The sequence below is a fragment of the Franconibacter sp. IITDAS19 genome (assembly GCF_023079515.1).
Lineage (GTDB): Bacteria > Pseudomonadota > Gammaproteobacteria > Enterobacterales > Enterobacteriaceae > Franconibacter > Franconibacter pulveris.
The window spans coordinates 295,479-310,134 of sequence record NZ_JALJCP010000001.1 but is presented as its reverse complement, the minus strand read 5'-3'; the positions used below and the strand labels follow the sequence as shown (position 1 = coordinate 310,134).

Here is a 14,656-nt window from a genome sequence, read left to right as displayed (position 1 = left end):
AACGTGAGCCTGATGTTTTGTATAAACATCAACAGGAAAGTTGGGGATGACGTGAAGACAAAACATCGAGTAAGTCTGATTACCGGCATGCTGACGCTGGCCCTGCTGCTGCCAGTGCTGTTCAGCATCTGGTTTGCCCATCATCAGGCGGAAAAACGCTTTCGCAGCGAACTGAACAGTTATACCGACCGCACGATACGTCGCACCGGCCAGGTGGAAGAGCAGGCAAAACTCGCGCTGTGGGAGATTAACCGTTTTCAGGGCGAAACCTGCAGCCCTGCACACCTTCAGGCGATGCGTCGGCTCACCTTCAGCTTTCGTCACGTTCAGGAAGTGATGTATATGCGCAACCGCACGTTGCTCTGTTCCTCGCTTGAAAGCCGCGGCGAGCAAATGCGCTGGCCGCGCCCCGATCGCATCAACGCGGAAGGCTACGCCGTCTGGTTTACGCAAAGCAACGATCTCAATTTTTATCACTATATGGTGGCGCTCGGTATCGGATCGCATGTTGTCGTGATGGATCCGATGTCGTTTATCGACGTTATCCCCTTCGGCAGTTGGCCTATTGAGGTGGCGCTGATTGGCCTGAACCAGAACCGGGTCATCGCAAGCAGCGTGCGCTTTGATGAGAGCGTCTGGCAGCGCGCCCAGCAGGGAAAGCTCAGCAGGCTTGAATATCAGGGCAATGTTTATCTCATCCGTCGCCAGCCCGAATCCGGCTTTGCGCTGGTGGTCTGGGCCTCGCGCCTGCCGCTGGAAAAAGAGAGCCGAGACCAGATGATGGTCTGGCTGCCGCTCGGCGTGGCGATAAGCGCCTTCGCCGTGGTGCTCATGCTGCGCCTGCTGCGACGGATCCAGTCGCCGCGCTACCGGCTGCTGGATGCGATTAACGCCTCCGAATTGCGGGTCTATTATCAGCCTGTCGTCAACCTTTCCAACGGTCGGGTGGTGGGTGCCGAAGCGCTGGTGCGCTGGCCGCAGCCGGACGGCTCCATGCTAACGCCCGATATTTTTATTCCGCTTGCCGAACAAACCGGGCTTATCTCGCGCATTACGCGTCAGGTGGTGCAGAGCGTGTTTCGCGATCTGGGCGACTACCTGCACGTTCATCCCGACATGCATATTTCCATTAATCTTGCGCCGGAAGATTTATTTTCAGATGACCTGCTCGATTTGCTCACGCCGCTGCTGGCGCGCTGGCAGGTGGAGCCGCAGCAGATAGCGCTGGAGATAACCGAGCGCGGCTTCGCCGACCCGAAAGTCACCTCGCCGGTTATCGAGCGGCTGCGCGAAGCGGGGCATAAAGTTTATATCGACGATTTCGGCACCGGCTACTCCAGCCTGAGCTACCTTCAGGATTTACCCGTCGATATTCTGAAAATCGACAAATCCTTTGTCGACGCGCTGGAATACAAGCAAGTCACGCCGCACATCATCGAAATGGCGAAAAGCCTGCGGCTCGAAATGGTGGCCGAAGGGGTGGAAACAGAAAGCCAGGCGGACTGGCTGCGCCTGCACGGCGTGCAGTACGGGCAGGGCTGGCTCTACAGCAAAGCCCTGCCGCCAGGCGAATATATCGCCTGGTTTAATCAGCAAAACGCCACGCTACTTACGTAACAGTTGCTGTAGCCGCTGCTGCTGGCGGCGCGCCAGCCAGTCCCCCAGCACAAAAAGCTTTATCCCGCTCACGGCGATAAGCCCGCCCCAGATAAGCGTCGGCCACATAAACCAATAATGGCCGGGCGACGTAAACAGGTTAATGAGCGTAAGCCCGCTACAGACCACAAACCAGGTAATAAGCTGCCGCCAGAAGGCGGATTCGCGGGCAAGGCGCGCCCGGGCCGCCTTAACGCGCTTATCCAGCGCGTCATCCTGACCGGGCGGCGTGGCCTCCTGGGTCAGCTCAGCGACGTTCACGCCAAAGGCGGCGGCAATGGCGCCCAGGGTATCCAGGCTCGCCTGGCCGCCGTTTTCGATGCGCTGAATGGTGCGCACGTTTAATGAAGCGAGCTCTGCCAGTTGTTCTTGCGACCAGGCCCTGGCGAGACGCCGTTCGCGAACGCTATTCTTATTCATAAACCCCTCCGGATAACGAGACCTGGCAAGCGTAAAACGAGGCGTTCGCCAGCGCCACGACACGCGCACGACATCCGCACGACACCTTCCCGACAGGCGCGCGGCGGCGGTTTCTCTTCTACGCTGGAAGTATAAGCAACGCGAGGATCGCCATGACAAAGAAAGTGGGTTCCCGCAACTGAAAAGGCGCGGCACTGGCTGGAACCCGGCCCGGCGGCGCTGATTAGCGCAGTGGAAAGCGGAGCATAACATCATGACGCGGGGCGGGCATACCGTCCGGGTGTTATGCCTGCGTCGGGCGCCGTCTTTACGATGAGGCGATATCGGAAAACGATAACGTTTTTATCGTTGCAGTCGTCAACGCGCGGCTGCGGCCGCAGCGGCCCCGCACGCTGCCTTACGCCGGGGCCGGTTAGTTTCGCACTGACGGCGAGGTGCCTGAGCGCAAAAAGGGCTTATCAGCCGCTCGTCGCACTAGTTATCCAGAATCGGCATAAAGCCGCCGTAAATCATCCGTTTGCCGTCAAAAGGCATCTCATCGCCAAGCGCCTTCATGCGCGGGTCCGCCATCATTTTTTCATTGGCGGCGTCGCGCACCTCTTTGGAGGGGTATTCAATCCAACTGAACACCACCTCCTCGTTATCCTGCGCCTGTACCGCGCGACGAAAGTCGGTCAGCCTGCCGTCGGGCACATCTTCGGCCCAGCATTCCACGACACGCAGCGCGCCAAACTCCTTAAACAGCGGCGCGGCTTTTTCAGCCAGCGCCTGATAGGCCGCTTTATTTTCCGCAGGCACCGCCACGACAAAACCATCAACATAGTTCATTTCATACCTCCGTAACGAAGGAACGGGCGGCGAAGCGCCCGCGTTGATCGTGCGAGGATAAGTGTAGCGGCGCGCCCGGTTTCACGCCTGTCGCCAGCTAAAGCTGTAATGCAGACGTTCTTCATTGAAAATAAATTCTGGCGCGACGCTGGGGCTCCAGGAGTCGTCGCCGCCCACGCCCATATGGAACGCGTCAAGGTTGAGCCAGACGCCCGCCTCTTCGCGCAGCAGGTGGCGATGGCTGGTCTCTTTAAGCTGCTGCGCGCTGTAGCGGCTCAAACCAAAGTGGAAGACTCCCTGTAGCAGATGCGAACCGTAACGCAATTCATGTGTATCACAGCGCAAGCCGTTTTCGCCCGGGAAGATATAGGGCGTATGCAGCGAGTTTAACGGCAGCGTCCAGCGCCCCTGTTGCGCCGCGAGGCGTCTGTCGGGGTAGTTTTCATGCGGCCCCAGCCCCAGCCACTGCACCTCTTCCGCCACTTCCGCAAGCTGGCAGCTCAGGCCGATGCGGGCGGGCGCCGGGATACCCTGGGCTACCTGCACGTCTACGCTGCCGTGCAGCGCGCCGCTGGCGTCAATACGCCAGTTTTTCTCGCTGATAAACAGCGTCTGGCCCGCGTGTCGCCAGGCGTGAAGAGTGCGGATAAGCACCTCGCGCCCGGTCGTCACCGCCTCGCAGCGCAGACATTCCGCCGTCATTTCATACATGCCCGCCGCTTTCCAGCGCTCTACCCAGGCGTTCGGGTCAATTCGGGTCGCCTCGCTCACGCCGATGTCGTTATCCAACGGCGCGCGGGTAAAGTTATCCTTAAGCGGCGACAGCAGCGTCGGCAGGCCGTCGCGCCACCATTGCTCCAGCCAGCCGCTCTGGCGGTTGAAGCACCACGTATTCTCGCCTTGCCGCACGCGCAGCGCGGTTTCGGTAACCTTGAGCTGCGGCGTTTCGCCCTGCGCTACCGGCTCCGGTAAAACCAGCGGCGCCGGCAGCCGCCACTGATCCCACGCGCAGCGGTGTCCGGCTGCTGACCAGGCGGTCGCCTGCGGCTGCACCACTTCTACATTCAGCCAGCGCTGGCCGGGCGGCAGGGTTTCCGGCAGGGTCAGCGTAAACAGCTGTTTCCCCTGCGGCGCGAGCTCGAGCGTCATCTCCCCCTGTCCTGCCGTTTCGCCTTCCACTTCCAGCCGCCAGCGCAGCCGTTCGTTATCCGTGCGGCGGAAAAGGTATTCGCTGGTCACTTCCACCACCAGCGGCGTGTGGGAAACCAGACGAAACTGGAAGAATTGCTGGGCGCGCTGCGCTTCATAAAGCGCGGGATGCGGGGTGCGGTCCGGAAAGACCAGGCCGTTCATGCAGAACTGGCGGTCATTAGGCGTATCGCCGAAATCGCCGCCGTAAGCCCAAAAGGTGTTGCCGTCGGCATCGGTTTTACACAGCGCCTGGTCGACCCAGTCCCAGACAAAGCCGCCCTGCAGGCGCGGAAACTCGCGAAACGCCTGCCAGTAGCGGGCGAACCCGCCGAAGCTGTTGCCCATCGCGTGCGCATACTCGCAGAGGATCAGCGGGCGGGTTTCGCCAGGCAGGCCAATCCACTTTTTCAGCGACCACTTCGGCACCGCCGGGAAAGGCTGGTCCTGGTCCACACGGGCGTACATCGGGCAGATAATGTCCGTCGCCGCCGTGTTCGCCCCGCCGCCTTCATACTGCACCGGGCGTGTGGGATCGTTGGATTTGATCCACCGGTAGAGCGCGTCGTGATTCGCCCCGTGGCCCGATTCGTTGCCGAGCGACCAGATAATAATGCAGGGATGATTGCGGTCGCGCTGCACCATGCGCGTGACGCGCTCGCTCATGGCGGGCAGCCAGCGCGGATCGTCGGAAAGACGGTTCATCGGCTCCATGCCGTGCGTTTCAATGTTCGCTTCATCCACCACATACAAACCGTACTGATCGCACAGCCGGTACCAGAGCGGGTGGTTAGGATAATGGGAGCAGCGCACGGCGTTGAAGTTGTGCTGCTTCATCAGTTCGATATCGCGGCGCATGGTTTCTTCGTCTACCACCTGCCCACGCTCGGGATGGTGCTCGTGGCGGTTCACGCCGCGGATAAGCAGCGGCTGTCCGTTGAGTTTCAGCAGCCCTTCGCTGATCTCCACCTTACGAAAGCCGATGTCGCACGCCTCGGCTTCCAGCAGCGCGTTATGCTCGTCATAAAGCGCCACCACCAGCCGGTAAAGATGCGGCGCTTCGGCGCTCCACAGCAGCGGTTTTTCCACCGGCAGGCGCAGCGTTACGCGGTCGCTCCAAGCGCCGCGCTCGTCGATGATTTCGCTGCCGAAGGGGCTGTCGCCCTGCGCGACGCACGCTCCGTCGCGCCAGAGCGACAGCGCCACGCGGCAGGCGGCAACGGCTGGGCCTTCCGCGCGCGCCAGCACCTCAAGCGTCGCGCGGCTAAAGTCCTCATTCAAATGGGTGCTGGCCTGGTAATCCGCAAGGCGGGTGGCGGGCTTGTGCTGTAGCGTGACGTCGCGAAAGATGCCGCTCATGCGCCACATATCCTGGTCTTCCAGATACGTTCCGTCGCACCAGCGCAGCACCAGCACGGCGAGGCGGTTTTCGCCGGCATGCAGCACACCGCTCAGGTCAAACTCCGCAGGCAGACGACTATCCTGCGAATACCCTACCCAGCGTCCATTGCAGAAGAGGTAAAACGCAGAGTTTACGCCGTCAAAAACAATGCGCGTCTGCCCCTGGGTCAGCCAGCTTTCCTCAACATTGAATGTGAGCGAGTAACAACCGGTCGGGTTCTCTTTGGGCACACAGGGCGGCGTGACGGGAATGGGATAGGTGACGTTGGTGTAAATCGGCGTATCGAAACCCTGCATCTGCCAGTTGGAAGGCACCGGCATCGCCGCTGCTTGCGGCAGATCGGTCAACAACCAGCTTTCCGGCACCTGTTCCGGTGCGCTGAAGAAAGAGAACCGCCACTGGCCGTTCAGGCTTAGCCTGTGCGCCGGGGCAGACGCTTCACGCGCCGCTTCCACGGTGCGCCAGCTGTGAAACGGCGGGTGGGCATCAAGCCGGTTAAGGCTGGTTACCAGCGGATTTTCCCAGTCGCGGCGGGCCAGCAGCGTCTGTAAAGCAACAGTCTGGGCAGGGGCGGTCATCGTTACCTCATCTATTTTTGCGAAGCGCTCACAATAAAGTCACGATGCACCAGGATTGCGCTCAGGTAAAGCAGGAGATCGTTATCCGTCGAGGAGGATCACAGAAGCATCAAGCGTTTTTCAGCATCGCCACTTCTGCGGCCAGCTGGCGAAGCGCCTGGGCAAGGCGCTGCGCATCCGGCGCATCCTGGCGCGGCGCGGTAGTCCGCCGCTCAACCAGAGAGACCGGCAGCACGCGCTGGCCGGCTCCCGGCGGTTGCGTAAGCCCCGCTACCAGTCCATCCACCGCCTGTTCGCCCAGTTCGCGGAAATCCTGCCGAATGGTGGTGAGCGGCGGCGAGTACCAGGCGCTGTCGGCGGTGTCGTCATAACCGATAACCGAGAGCGCCTCCGGCACGTTGATGCCGCGCTCGGCGCAGGCGCGAAGCACGCCCAGCGCCATTTGATCGTTGGCGACGATAATGGCCTCCGGCCGGGAGGCGAGCAAGGCGTGGCACTGCTGGTAGCCGGAAGCGGCGCTCCAGTCGCCCTGCGCCACCGCGCAGGGTTCCAGATCCGCCCTAGAGAGCGCCGCAAGCCAGCCATCGTGACGCAGGCGCGCCGACACCGCGTTTTGCGGACCGGCCAGGAGCGCGATACGCCTGCGCCCAAGCGCCAGCATATGTTCCACCGCCAGCCGCGCGCCGGCAAAAGCATCAAAAACCAGGCTGCTGACCCGGGCCTGCGGCCCGACATCAAGAAACAGCGTCGGCAGCGGATGGCAGCGCTGCGCCAGCCGCTCCGCCTCCTCCTCTTCCAGCGGCACGTTGATGAGCACGCCATCCACCCGCTGCGCCAGCAGATTGTCCACCGCCGCATGGCAGGCTTCGGGAAGGTTTTCATCAAGCATAGAGATGACCACGCTGAAGCCCCGCTGGCTGGCGCGGATTTTCATGGCGGCGGCGATTTGCGAAGGGGCGTGCAGCGCGAGCGTCGTGGTTACCAGCCCGAGCGTCATGGTGGGCTTGCCGGCGAGCTGCTGCGCCACGCGGTTAGGCACGTAGTGCAGCTGCGCCATCGCCTGTTCGACTTTCTCGCGGGTACGCGTTGATACGTGCTCCGCCTGGTTTATCACCCGCGACACGGTCTGGTAGGAGACGCCCGCATGGCGGGCAACGTCGTAGAGCGTAATGGCTTTTGGCTTCATGGCATCGCCGGTAAAAGTAAGAATCTTGCTATTCTAGCGCAACTTAGCGGGCAATCATGCCACTCTTTTTATTACGGCTTTTCTAAATTGTAAAATTAAAAAGAAGTCGTAATTTAGATTACAGCGTCAAATTAACTTCATTCATTATTAATTTAAAATAAAGCGATTTAATAGCTGTTGCATTAATTTACGGCGCACATGACTTTCCCGCTTACGGCGATCTTCTGCCGATCATCCATTTTTACACAGCATTATTCTGAATAAACTGCATATAAAGCGGGATAGCTTTCGTGAACATAGATAAAAAACAGGCGCGCTCCGTATAATCTGCTTTACCTGGCGAGCATGATGATAATTACGTCCTGTTTTCAGCAATATCTATTGAATCCCATTTAAAAGGAACAAAAATGAAAAAGGATTTATACAAAGATGAAGATTTAAATAAACAGCAAACCGCCCCCATTTTACCGTTGCGTAACGCTCCCCTTTCCGTCGCAGGCATCATCAGCCTTGGCGTGACCTTCTGTCTGCCTTCAGCCTACGCAGAGGAAATGGGCAGCTTGTCAGGTTCGAATATCACCCTTCATGATGGCGATCATATTATTGCGGATAAGCGAGACGCTTATATGGCGTTATACGGCCTGATGAGTTCGCCAAATGACAGAGGGAAATATGACCTGGCGAATAACGTTATTATAAGCGCGAAGGATACCGGAGCGAATGGCGCCGCTAAAGGAATGCTGCTGGAAGCGAATTATAGCGAGGTTAAAGGAAACGCGTTATATATTGACGTCGAGGGAGTAAAATCGGCCGCCGGGATTGTCGCTCTTGGCAAAAATATGAATATAGACCTGGGAAGCGGCAGCCAGGTGATAGTCAATAAAACCGACAATCTGGTGGCAGGTAGCGGAGGCCTGCTTATCAGCAACGGTTCAGATCTCAACGCTAACGCACTCACGTTAACAACCACGGGCAACTATTTACCTAGCCTGATTATAGAAGATCATGGAAGTCAGGTTAATGTTGGCAGCGAGAGTAAAATTACGACCAGCGGCTCACACAGCTCAAGCGTGCTAGTCAGCGGTCTCAATGGTTCATCTTATGACGGGCTGGCGACGTTTACCGCGAATAACCTGGCAATAGTAACCGCCGGTGAAATGTCTCATTCCATAGAAGTGCAAAAATCAGCGAAGGTCGATTTAACCGGTAAAACCGTTATCACGACAGAAAGTACGCTTTCCAGCGCTGTGGTGAACATGAGCGGCCAGTTTAATGCACAATCACTGATTATCAATGCGACAGGCGATAACACGCGTGGCGTCGAAAGCTATACGGGTTCGCAAACACATATCGGCGCGGGCAGCGCTATTTCAACGAAAAACGCAGGCGGATTAGTTTCCAGCGCGGCCACAATTAATTATCTGGGAGAAAAAAACAACCATAATAAAATTACCGTTGGCGATTCTTATGGCGCCTCCGCCCAGCAGAACGGCGCACAACTGAATCTCGCTTACACCGATATAGAATTAAACGGCAATAACACCACCAGCATCGGTCTTTGGGCGATGCACTACGGTATTATTAACGCAAACAACCTTTCCATTTCCGGCCAGCAAGGCATGAAAGGGATTTATACTGAGACGACTGGCCAGGTTAATCTGACTGGCGATACAACAATTATTATGGGCAATCAGGCGGATATGGCAATCGGCACAAAAAGTACGCCAGGCTATAACCCAGGCCAGATTAATGCAGTCGGTAAAATGACCCTGTTTGGCGGTATATATTCTTATGGTGGGCTGATTAATGTCGATATGCAGCCTGGCTCAGAATGGCGCGGATTAGCCTATAGCGATCACGTTGATAACGGTGAGCTTAATATTTCATTGGATAATAGTGTTTGGCATGTGGCAGGCAATTCGAATATCGATAAGGTTATGCTTAATAACGCTGTTATTGATTTTACTCAGCCTGCCAGCAGTGGTTACTCAACATTGACAGTGGCGGACTTAAGCGGTAGCGGCAATTTATTTATGCGCAGTAATATTGCTGGTGAAGGCAATGGCCTGAACAATGCTGGCGATAAACTGATAGTGACAAACAGCAGCGCTGGCGACTATCGCATCACGGTACAAAACCAGGGCGCTTTGCAAACAAACGGCACGGAAACCTTGACGCTGATTGAGACGCCGGATGGCCAGGCGCACTTTTCCGCGACGTCTCAGGTTGAGCTGGGCGGCTATCTTTATGATGTGGGTCAAAACGGCACAAACTGGGAGCTATACGCTGCAGGCGCAACGCCGCCAGACCCGACGCCGGACCCCGAACCGACACCTGACCCTGAACCGACACCTGACCCTGCCCCCGCGCCGGATCCTCAACCCGCTCCGCAACCCGAGCCAGAACCGGCCCCGGCCCCTAAACCGACCAATCCCGCAGACGCCGGAGCCAACTATCTTAATATTGGCTATCTGATGAACTATCTTGAAAATCAAACCCTTCTGCAGCGACTGGGCGATATACGGCAGGAGGCGGGAGACGGCAACGGATGGATTAAAAGCTATGGCGGGAAATTCGCCTCTTTTGCAGGCGAAAAGCTCCGCGCTTTTAGCCTCAAATACAACGGGGTTCAGTTAGGGTTTGATAAACGTCTTTCTGACAGCAGCCCTATGCATTTTGGCGTATTTATGGGGCTGACCCGCGGTACGCCCGATTATCAATCCGGAACAGGAAACGTTCAGTCGCACCATGCCGGCCTTTACACCACTTTTCTTTCGCAACGCGGATTTTATATCGACGCCATTGCTAAGTTGTCGCGTCTGAAGAATGTCTTCAATGTACTGGATAGCCAGAGCAATACGGTAAGCGGCAGCGGTAACTCCAGCGGCTGGAGCTTTTCTCTTGAAGCAGGACAGCGCATTTATCTTCAGGAGGAGAAGAAGGGGTTTTATATCGAACCCCAGGCGCAGTACACCTATAGTCATCAGCAAGCAGCGCATATTAACGAAAGCAATGGCCTGGATGTGGATCTCGGCAGCTATGCCTCCTCACTTGGCCGCATGAGTATGCTGCTGGGTTATGAACGTAATACCGGAGCTGTCAAAACCAACGCTTATTTTAAAACTGGCCTTGTGCGCGAATTTTCCGCAGACACCTCATTCTGGTTAAACGGCTCGCGTGAACGACACAGCTTTAAGGGAAACTGGTGGAGCAACGGGCTTGGAGTCAGTACACAGATAGAAAATCAGCATGTTTTCTATCTGGAAGCCGATCTCGCAACGGGAAACAAGTTTAACCAGAAGCAACTTAATATGGGCTATCGCTACAGTTTTTGATAACCCATACCTTGCAGGGCGCATTCATTCATCTTTGCAAAGGTTATGAATGGTGCCCTGCCTGAACGGCCCCTGCCACCATGGGTGATGGAGCGCGAAACCATGGCAGGCAGAGCTGAATAAGCGGTCCGATAGTGAGCGCATACAATACGGTGCCGACGCCAAACGTGCCGCCCATCGCCCATCCCGCCAGCAGCACCGTCACTTCAATCGCGGTGCGGATGCTGCGCACCGACCAGCCAGTACGAGCGTGAATGCCGGTCATCAGGCCGTCGCGCGGTCCGGCGCCAAAGCCAGCCCCAATATACATGCCAGTGGCGATCGCGTTTACTGCCACCGCCGCCGCCAGCAGCACGCCGCGGGCAACGAGCGATTCCATTGGCGGCATCACCGCCAGCGCCGCGTCTGCCGCCAGCCCCAGCACCACCACGTTGCTTACCGTGCCGAGACCCGGCCGCTGGCGCAGCGGTATCCACAACAGCAGCACCAGCGCGCCTACCAGAATCATCACCATGCCGATATTGAGTGAAAAAATCCGCGCCACGCCAAGGTGAAAGACGTTCCACGGGTCGGCGCCCAGATCGGCCCGCACGAACATCGCCGTGGAAACGCCGTACAGCACCAGGCCGCTGTAAAGCTGAATTAATCGACGCACCATTTTTTCATCCTCTTTTGCGTGAATGGCTATCACTCTACGCTTTCCGGCCTTACTATTAAGGTCCAGTTTTCAGAAAGTGGACTGCTTATGAGCCTTCGCCGTACCGCCACCGCCTCTCTGTTGCGCCAGCTTGGCCGCTGGCAGCAGGAAAACAGCCGCGCCCCGGTATACCGCCAGCTGGCGGATGCGTTGCGCCTGCTCATTCTCGACGGCCGCCTGCCGCTGGACAGCCGTTTACCCGGCGAGCGGGAGTTTGCCGCGGCGCTCGACGTGAGCCGCACCACCGTCGCCAGTGCGCTGGGCGTGTTGCGCGATGAAGGTTATTTGACGAGCCGCCATGGCTCCGGTTCCGTGACGCAGTTGCCCGCCAGCCGGGAGAGCATCCCTACCCGCACCGGTGGTACGCCGCTGCTCGATCTCTCTACCGCCGCCCTCAGCGCCGGGCCAGAAATCCATCATGCCTACCAGCAGGCGTTGATTGCGCTGCCGCCGCACCTTGCCAGCACGGGTTATGACCCGCAGGGGATCGCGCCGCTGCGAACCGCCATTGCGCAACGTTACCAGGCTCGCGGTTTGCCGACCACGCCGGAACAGATCATGGTGGTAAACGGTGCGGTCAGCGGCTTCGCGCTGGTGTTACGGCTGCTCACAGGCCCCGGCGACAGAGTCGTGGTCGATCACCCCACCTACCCGCTCGCCATCGCCGCCATTCAGGGCGCATCATGCCGTCCGGTGCCCGTCGCACTGCCGCAAACGGGCTGGGATACCGACGGGCTTGCCGCCACTATCGCCCAGACCTCGCCGCGTCTGGCTTACCTGTTGCCCGATTTTCATAACCCGACCGGACAGTGCATGGATGCGAAAACCCGTGCGCAGGTGGCGCACATCGCCGCCCGTACCCGCACCACGCTTGTGGTGGACGAGACGATGGTTGACCTCTGGTATGACGCGCCGCCCCCGCCACCGCTTGCCGCCTTTGATGAAGATGAGCGGGTGATTACGCTGGGCTCCGCCGGCAAGAGCTTCTGGGGCGGGCTGCGGCTTGGCTGGATCCGCGCCAGCGCGAAAACCATCGCCTCGCTGATTCAGGTGCGCGATACGCTGGACTTAGGCTCGCCCGTGCTTGAGCAACTGGCGGTCGCTTCACTTATCACCCGCAGCGAAGACTTTCTCCCGGCGCGGCGGGCATGGCTGCGTAAACGCCGGGATGACTGCGCGGCGATGCTGGCGCAGCTTTACCCGAGCTGGCGCACCGTTACGCCGCCGGGCGGCCTCTCTTTCTGGGTGGAATTGCCCGGCGCGCTGGCGACGCGCTTTGCCGCCAGCGCCGAAAACGCCGGCGTTCACCTTGGCGCGGGCACACGCTTTGGCGTAGAGGGCGCCTTTGAGCGTTATCTGCGGCTGCCTTTCACGCATGAGACTGAACTTCTGCGTCAGGCGCTGGAAAGCGTGCAGCCGCTCTGGCTGCAGCTGGAGCAAAACGGAAATAATGCGATGCGCCGCGTAGTGTGAACCTGAGCCAGATTCTTTAGCCAGCCGCATTTGCCATGATAGTGAAGAGAGAGGATGCCGTTGACATCCGTCAACAAAATCGTTGACAGGCGTCAACAACACTATCATGATAGGCAGGAGGCTAATGAAGGGACACCCTGATAAAGATATACGGGCAGCCATCGACTATGCGTTGTTAAAAGGCGGGTATTTCGTCCAGGGCGGCAACAGTTCGCATTGCTTCGGACGACTCAAGTGCGGCATACCGGAGCACAGGGATCACATGATGAGCATCTGGTCTACGCCCCGGGACCCACGGCGCCACGCCAGACAGATTATCCGGCTGGTGGAGCGCTGCGAGCCTGTTAAGCATTGAGCGCGACAAGGCGGGGCGACCCGCCTTTTTATCACACTGAAAAAAGAGGGATCTATGGCACTTTACCATTTCACGCTTACCCTGTCTGGCGTCACATCAGACACCGAAGGGCTTGAGGACGCGCTCTTTGCCAGCGGTTGCGACGATGCGCTTATTTGCTTCTATGGCACGTCGGTCTGGCTGGAGTTTGATCGGGAATGCGACACGTTGAGCAAGGCGGTGCTGAGCGCCATCAGGGATATCGAATCGGCGGGCATTAACGCACGCGTTGAGTCGGTGGATTCTGCACTGGTCGGCCTGAGCGATATTGCCGAACTGACGGGCCTCTCCCGCCAGGCGATAGCGTTGCTGAAAGATGGCGCCCGCGGTTCGCGCAACTTTCCTTCCCCGGTGCAACGCGTAAAGGGGAACTCGCCCCTCTGGCGCTGGAAAACCGTGACGGACTGGCTGGTTAGCGAAGGACGCGTGAAGGCCGATGACCCGCTGGTCAGCAATGCGCGGGTGCTCGACAGCCTGAACCTGGCGTTGCAGCTTCGCGCTACCCGGGAAAGCGACGACGTCGCACACTATCTTGACCTTCTTAACCACCCGGAGAAACGCTCTGCTTGTTGCTGACATCTCCGCCTGGCTCCTTTCAGGCATGCAGAATGTTCAACGTTACCCGGCTTAAAAAGACCGTAAGAATAAACAGCAGCCAGGCGCACCAGACGCCCATGACAACGTTAAGCGTTATCTCACCAAGGGAAAATAAGCGACGCATCACGATACCGGACTCCCGCCACGTTATTGACTGAGAACGAAGCCAGGATAAAACGGCAATGTTGCAGCTAAATGATGGAAGAAAATAAGAAGCGGAAAAACAAATGACGAGCCCGAAGGCTCGTCACAAACAGCATCATCCGTGATGGCACATTGCGAGATGGTGAGGCATGTTTTTATTTTATAGCTGCATCCTGACATCTCAACACGTCGGGGTTATGACGTTTTTATGAAAATAATGCGTCACTATTATTGCATTACCATTACGCCTGACGCGGGATCGGAAACCCTTTCACGGAAATAACAAAAACGCCCTCTTCGCGTTTTATTTTCGCGCCTGCATCGCACCAGTCTGAGGCAATACGAAAAAACTCGTCGCTGCCGATATCCCAACCCAGACGAACTTTTTTCACATAGCCCGAGCGCAGGAGTTCACAGGCTTCGCGATAGGTGGAAGCCGTAGGAAGTGTGGTTTGCGTTTTCATTTTTTCTTCTTCAGCAGTTTTCTTAATGCTTTGATCTCTTTGTGATTTAGAGGGGAGATATCCTCTTCTTCGGTATGCTGGTTATCAATATCTTCATGGCCAGGCTCAGGCGATTCATTGGCCGCGAACAGCGCCTGAGAGAGCAGTTTTTCAGTGATGGCGCTGAGGGTTTCGTTGTTTTGCTCAGCATGAAGGCGGATCTGGTCTTTTAACTCTGCGCTAATTTTAACGTTAAGCACCGCTGTACTCATAAGAAAATCCTTTGAGAAGAAAAGCAGGGGGTTATTTAATACC

At 57.6% G+C, this 14,656-nt stretch carries 13 protein-coding genes; 5 read left to right on the top strand and 8 right to left on the bottom strand.

Annotated features, from left to right (window positions below; translation table 11 throughout):
• Positions 1-51: 51 nt before the first annotated feature.
• Positions 52-1,617 carry an EAL domain-containing protein gene (locus MT962_RS01605; RefSeq protein ID WP_024561496.1) on the top strand — a complete coding sequence of 522 codons (1,566 nt, stop codon included), beginning with the start codon at positions 52-54 and terminating at the stop codon, positions 1,615-1,617.
• Here the strand turns inward: MT962_RS01605 and MT962_RS01600 are convergent.
• The 4 genes from MT962_RS01600 to MT962_RS01585 all read right to left on the bottom strand — a co-directional run bounded on the left by MT962_RS01600 (position 1,606) and on the right by MT962_RS01585 (position 7,258).
• A complete protein-coding gene (locus tag MT962_RS01600; RefSeq protein WP_024557406.1) occupies positions 1,606-2,076 on the bottom strand; it encodes a 2TM domain-containing protein in 471 nt (156 codons plus the stop codon). The two genes, MT962_RS01605 and MT962_RS01600, sit on opposite strands and share 12 nt — an antisense overlap.
• A gap of 474 nt (positions 2,077-2,550) precedes the next feature.
• Positions 2,551-2,904 carry a DUF1428 family protein gene (locus tag MT962_RS01595; RefSeq protein ID WP_024557407.1) on the bottom strand — a complete coding sequence of 118 codons (354 nt, stop codon included), beginning with the start codon at positions 2,902-2,904 and terminating at the stop codon, positions 2,551-2,553.
• Positions 2,905-2,985: 81 nt separating this feature from the next.
• A complete protein-coding gene (locus MT962_RS01590; protein ID WP_247364277.1) occupies positions 2,986-6,072 on the bottom strand; it encodes a beta-galactosidase in 3,087 nt (1,028 codons plus the stop codon).
• Positions 6,073-6,181: 109 nt separating this feature from the next.
• The gene (locus MT962_RS01585; RefSeq protein WP_247364275.1) at positions 6,182-7,258 is read right to left on the bottom strand and encodes a LacI family DNA-binding transcriptional regulator; all 1,077 of its coding nucleotides are present in this window, start codon (positions 7,256-7,258) and stop codon (positions 6,182-6,184) included.
• 407 nt (positions 7,259-7,665) lie between these two features.
• Here MT962_RS01585 and MT962_RS01580 point away from each other — a divergent pair, with 407 nt between their 5' ends.
• Positions 7,666-10,593, top strand: a complete 2,928-nt coding sequence (locus MT962_RS01580; protein ID WP_247364273.1) for an autotransporter outer membrane beta-barrel domain-containing protein — start codon at positions 7,666-7,668, stop codon at positions 10,591-10,593.
• Positions 10,594-10,636: 43 nt separating this feature from the next.
• Here the strand turns inward: MT962_RS01580 and MT962_RS01575 are convergent, their stop codons facing one another.
• Positions 10,637-11,251 (bottom strand): hypothetical protein, encoded by a 615-nt coding sequence (locus MT962_RS01575; RefSeq protein WP_247364263.1) that lies wholly within the window; start codon positions 11,249-11,251, stop codon positions 10,637-10,639.
• Positions 11,252-11,338: 87 nt separating this feature from the next.
• Here MT962_RS01575 and MT962_RS01570 point away from each other — a divergent pair, with 87 nt between their 5' ends.
• The 3 genes from MT962_RS01570 to MT962_RS01560 all read left to right on the top strand — a co-directional run bounded on the left by MT962_RS01570 (position 11,339) and on the right by MT962_RS01560 (position 13,733).
• On the top strand, positions 11,339-12,763 hold the full coding sequence (locus MT962_RS01570; protein ID WP_247364262.1) for a PLP-dependent aminotransferase family protein: 1,425 nt from the start codon (positions 11,339-11,341) through the stop codon (positions 12,761-12,763).
• 124 nt (positions 12,764-12,887) lie between these two features.
• Positions 12,888-13,118 carry a hypothetical protein gene (locus MT962_RS01565; protein ID WP_029592101.1) on the top strand — a complete coding sequence of 77 codons (231 nt, stop codon included), beginning with the start codon at positions 12,888-12,890 and terminating at the stop codon, positions 13,116-13,118.
• Positions 13,119-13,172: 54 nt separating this feature from the next.
• A complete protein-coding gene (locus tag MT962_RS01560) occupies positions 13,173-13,733 on the top strand; it encodes a DNA-binding protein (RefSeq protein WP_247364261.1) in 561 nt (186 codons plus the stop codon).
• Positions 13,734-13,752: 19 nt separating this feature from the next.
• On the opposite strand, the gene MT962_RS22195 is transcribed toward MT962_RS01560, so the two are convergent.
• The 3 genes from MT962_RS22195 to MT962_RS01550 form a co-directional block, all read right to left on the bottom strand.
• The gene (locus MT962_RS22195) at positions 13,753-13,881 is read right to left on the bottom strand and encodes a hypothetical protein (RefSeq protein ID WP_281732601.1); all 129 of its coding nucleotides are present in this window, start codon (positions 13,879-13,881) and stop codon (positions 13,753-13,755) included.
• A gap of 259 nt (positions 13,882-14,140) precedes the next feature.
• A complete protein-coding gene (locus MT962_RS01555) occupies positions 14,141-14,362 on the bottom strand; it encodes a hypothetical protein (protein ID WP_024557414.1) in 222 nt (73 codons plus the stop codon).
• Positions 14,359-14,613, bottom strand: coding sequence for a hypothetical protein (locus MT962_RS01550; protein WP_247364260.1), 255 nt, complete (start codon positions 14,611-14,613; stop codon positions 14,359-14,361). Before MT962_RS01550 ends, MT962_RS01555 begins: the two co-directional genes overlap by 4 nt.
• Between the last annotated feature and the right edge of the window lie 43 nt (positions 14,614-14,656).

Excerpts from the sequence above, each read along its gene's own strand:
- MT962_RS01600 (WP_024557406.1), bottom strand. The coding sequence starts at position 2,076 with ATGAATAAGAATAGCGTTCGCGAACGGCGTCTCGCCAGGGCCTGGTCG.
- MT962_RS01595 (WP_024557407.1), bottom strand. The coding sequence starts at position 2,904 with ATGAACTATGTTGATGGTTTTGTCGTGGCGGTGCCTGCGGAAAATAAA.
- MT962_RS01590 (WP_247364277.1), bottom strand. The coding sequence starts at position 6,072 with ATGACCGCCCCTGCCCAGACTGTTGCTTTACAGACGCTGCTGGCCCGC.
- MT962_RS01585 (WP_247364275.1), bottom strand. The coding sequence starts at position 7,258 with ATGAAGCCAAAAGCCATTACGCTCTACGACGTTGCCCGCCATGCGGGC.
- MT962_RS01580 (WP_247364273.1), top strand. The coding sequence starts at position 7,666 with ATGAAAAAGGATTTATACAAAGATGAAGATTTAAATAAACAGCAAACC.
- MT962_RS01575 (WP_247364263.1), bottom strand. The coding sequence starts at position 11,251 with ATGGTGCGTCGATTAATTCAGCTTTACAGCGGCCTGGTGCTGTACGGC.
- MT962_RS01570 (WP_247364262.1), top strand. The coding sequence starts at position 11,339 with ATGAGCCTTCGCCGTACCGCCACCGCCTCTCTGTTGCGCCAGCTTGGC.
- MT962_RS01565 (WP_029592101.1), top strand. The coding sequence starts at position 12,888 with ATGAAGGGACACCCTGATAAAGATATACGGGCAGCCATCGACTATGCG.
- MT962_RS01560 (WP_247364261.1), top strand. The coding sequence starts at position 13,173 with ATGGCACTTTACCATTTCACGCTTACCCTGTCTGGCGTCACATCAGAC.
- MT962_RS01555 (WP_024557414.1), bottom strand. The coding sequence starts at position 14,362 with ATGAAAACGCAAACCACACTTCCTACGGCTTCCACCTATCGCGAAGCC.
- MT962_RS01550 (WP_247364260.1), bottom strand. The coding sequence starts at position 14,613 with ATGAGTACAGCGGTGCTTAACGTTAAAATTAGCGCAGAGTTAAAAGAC.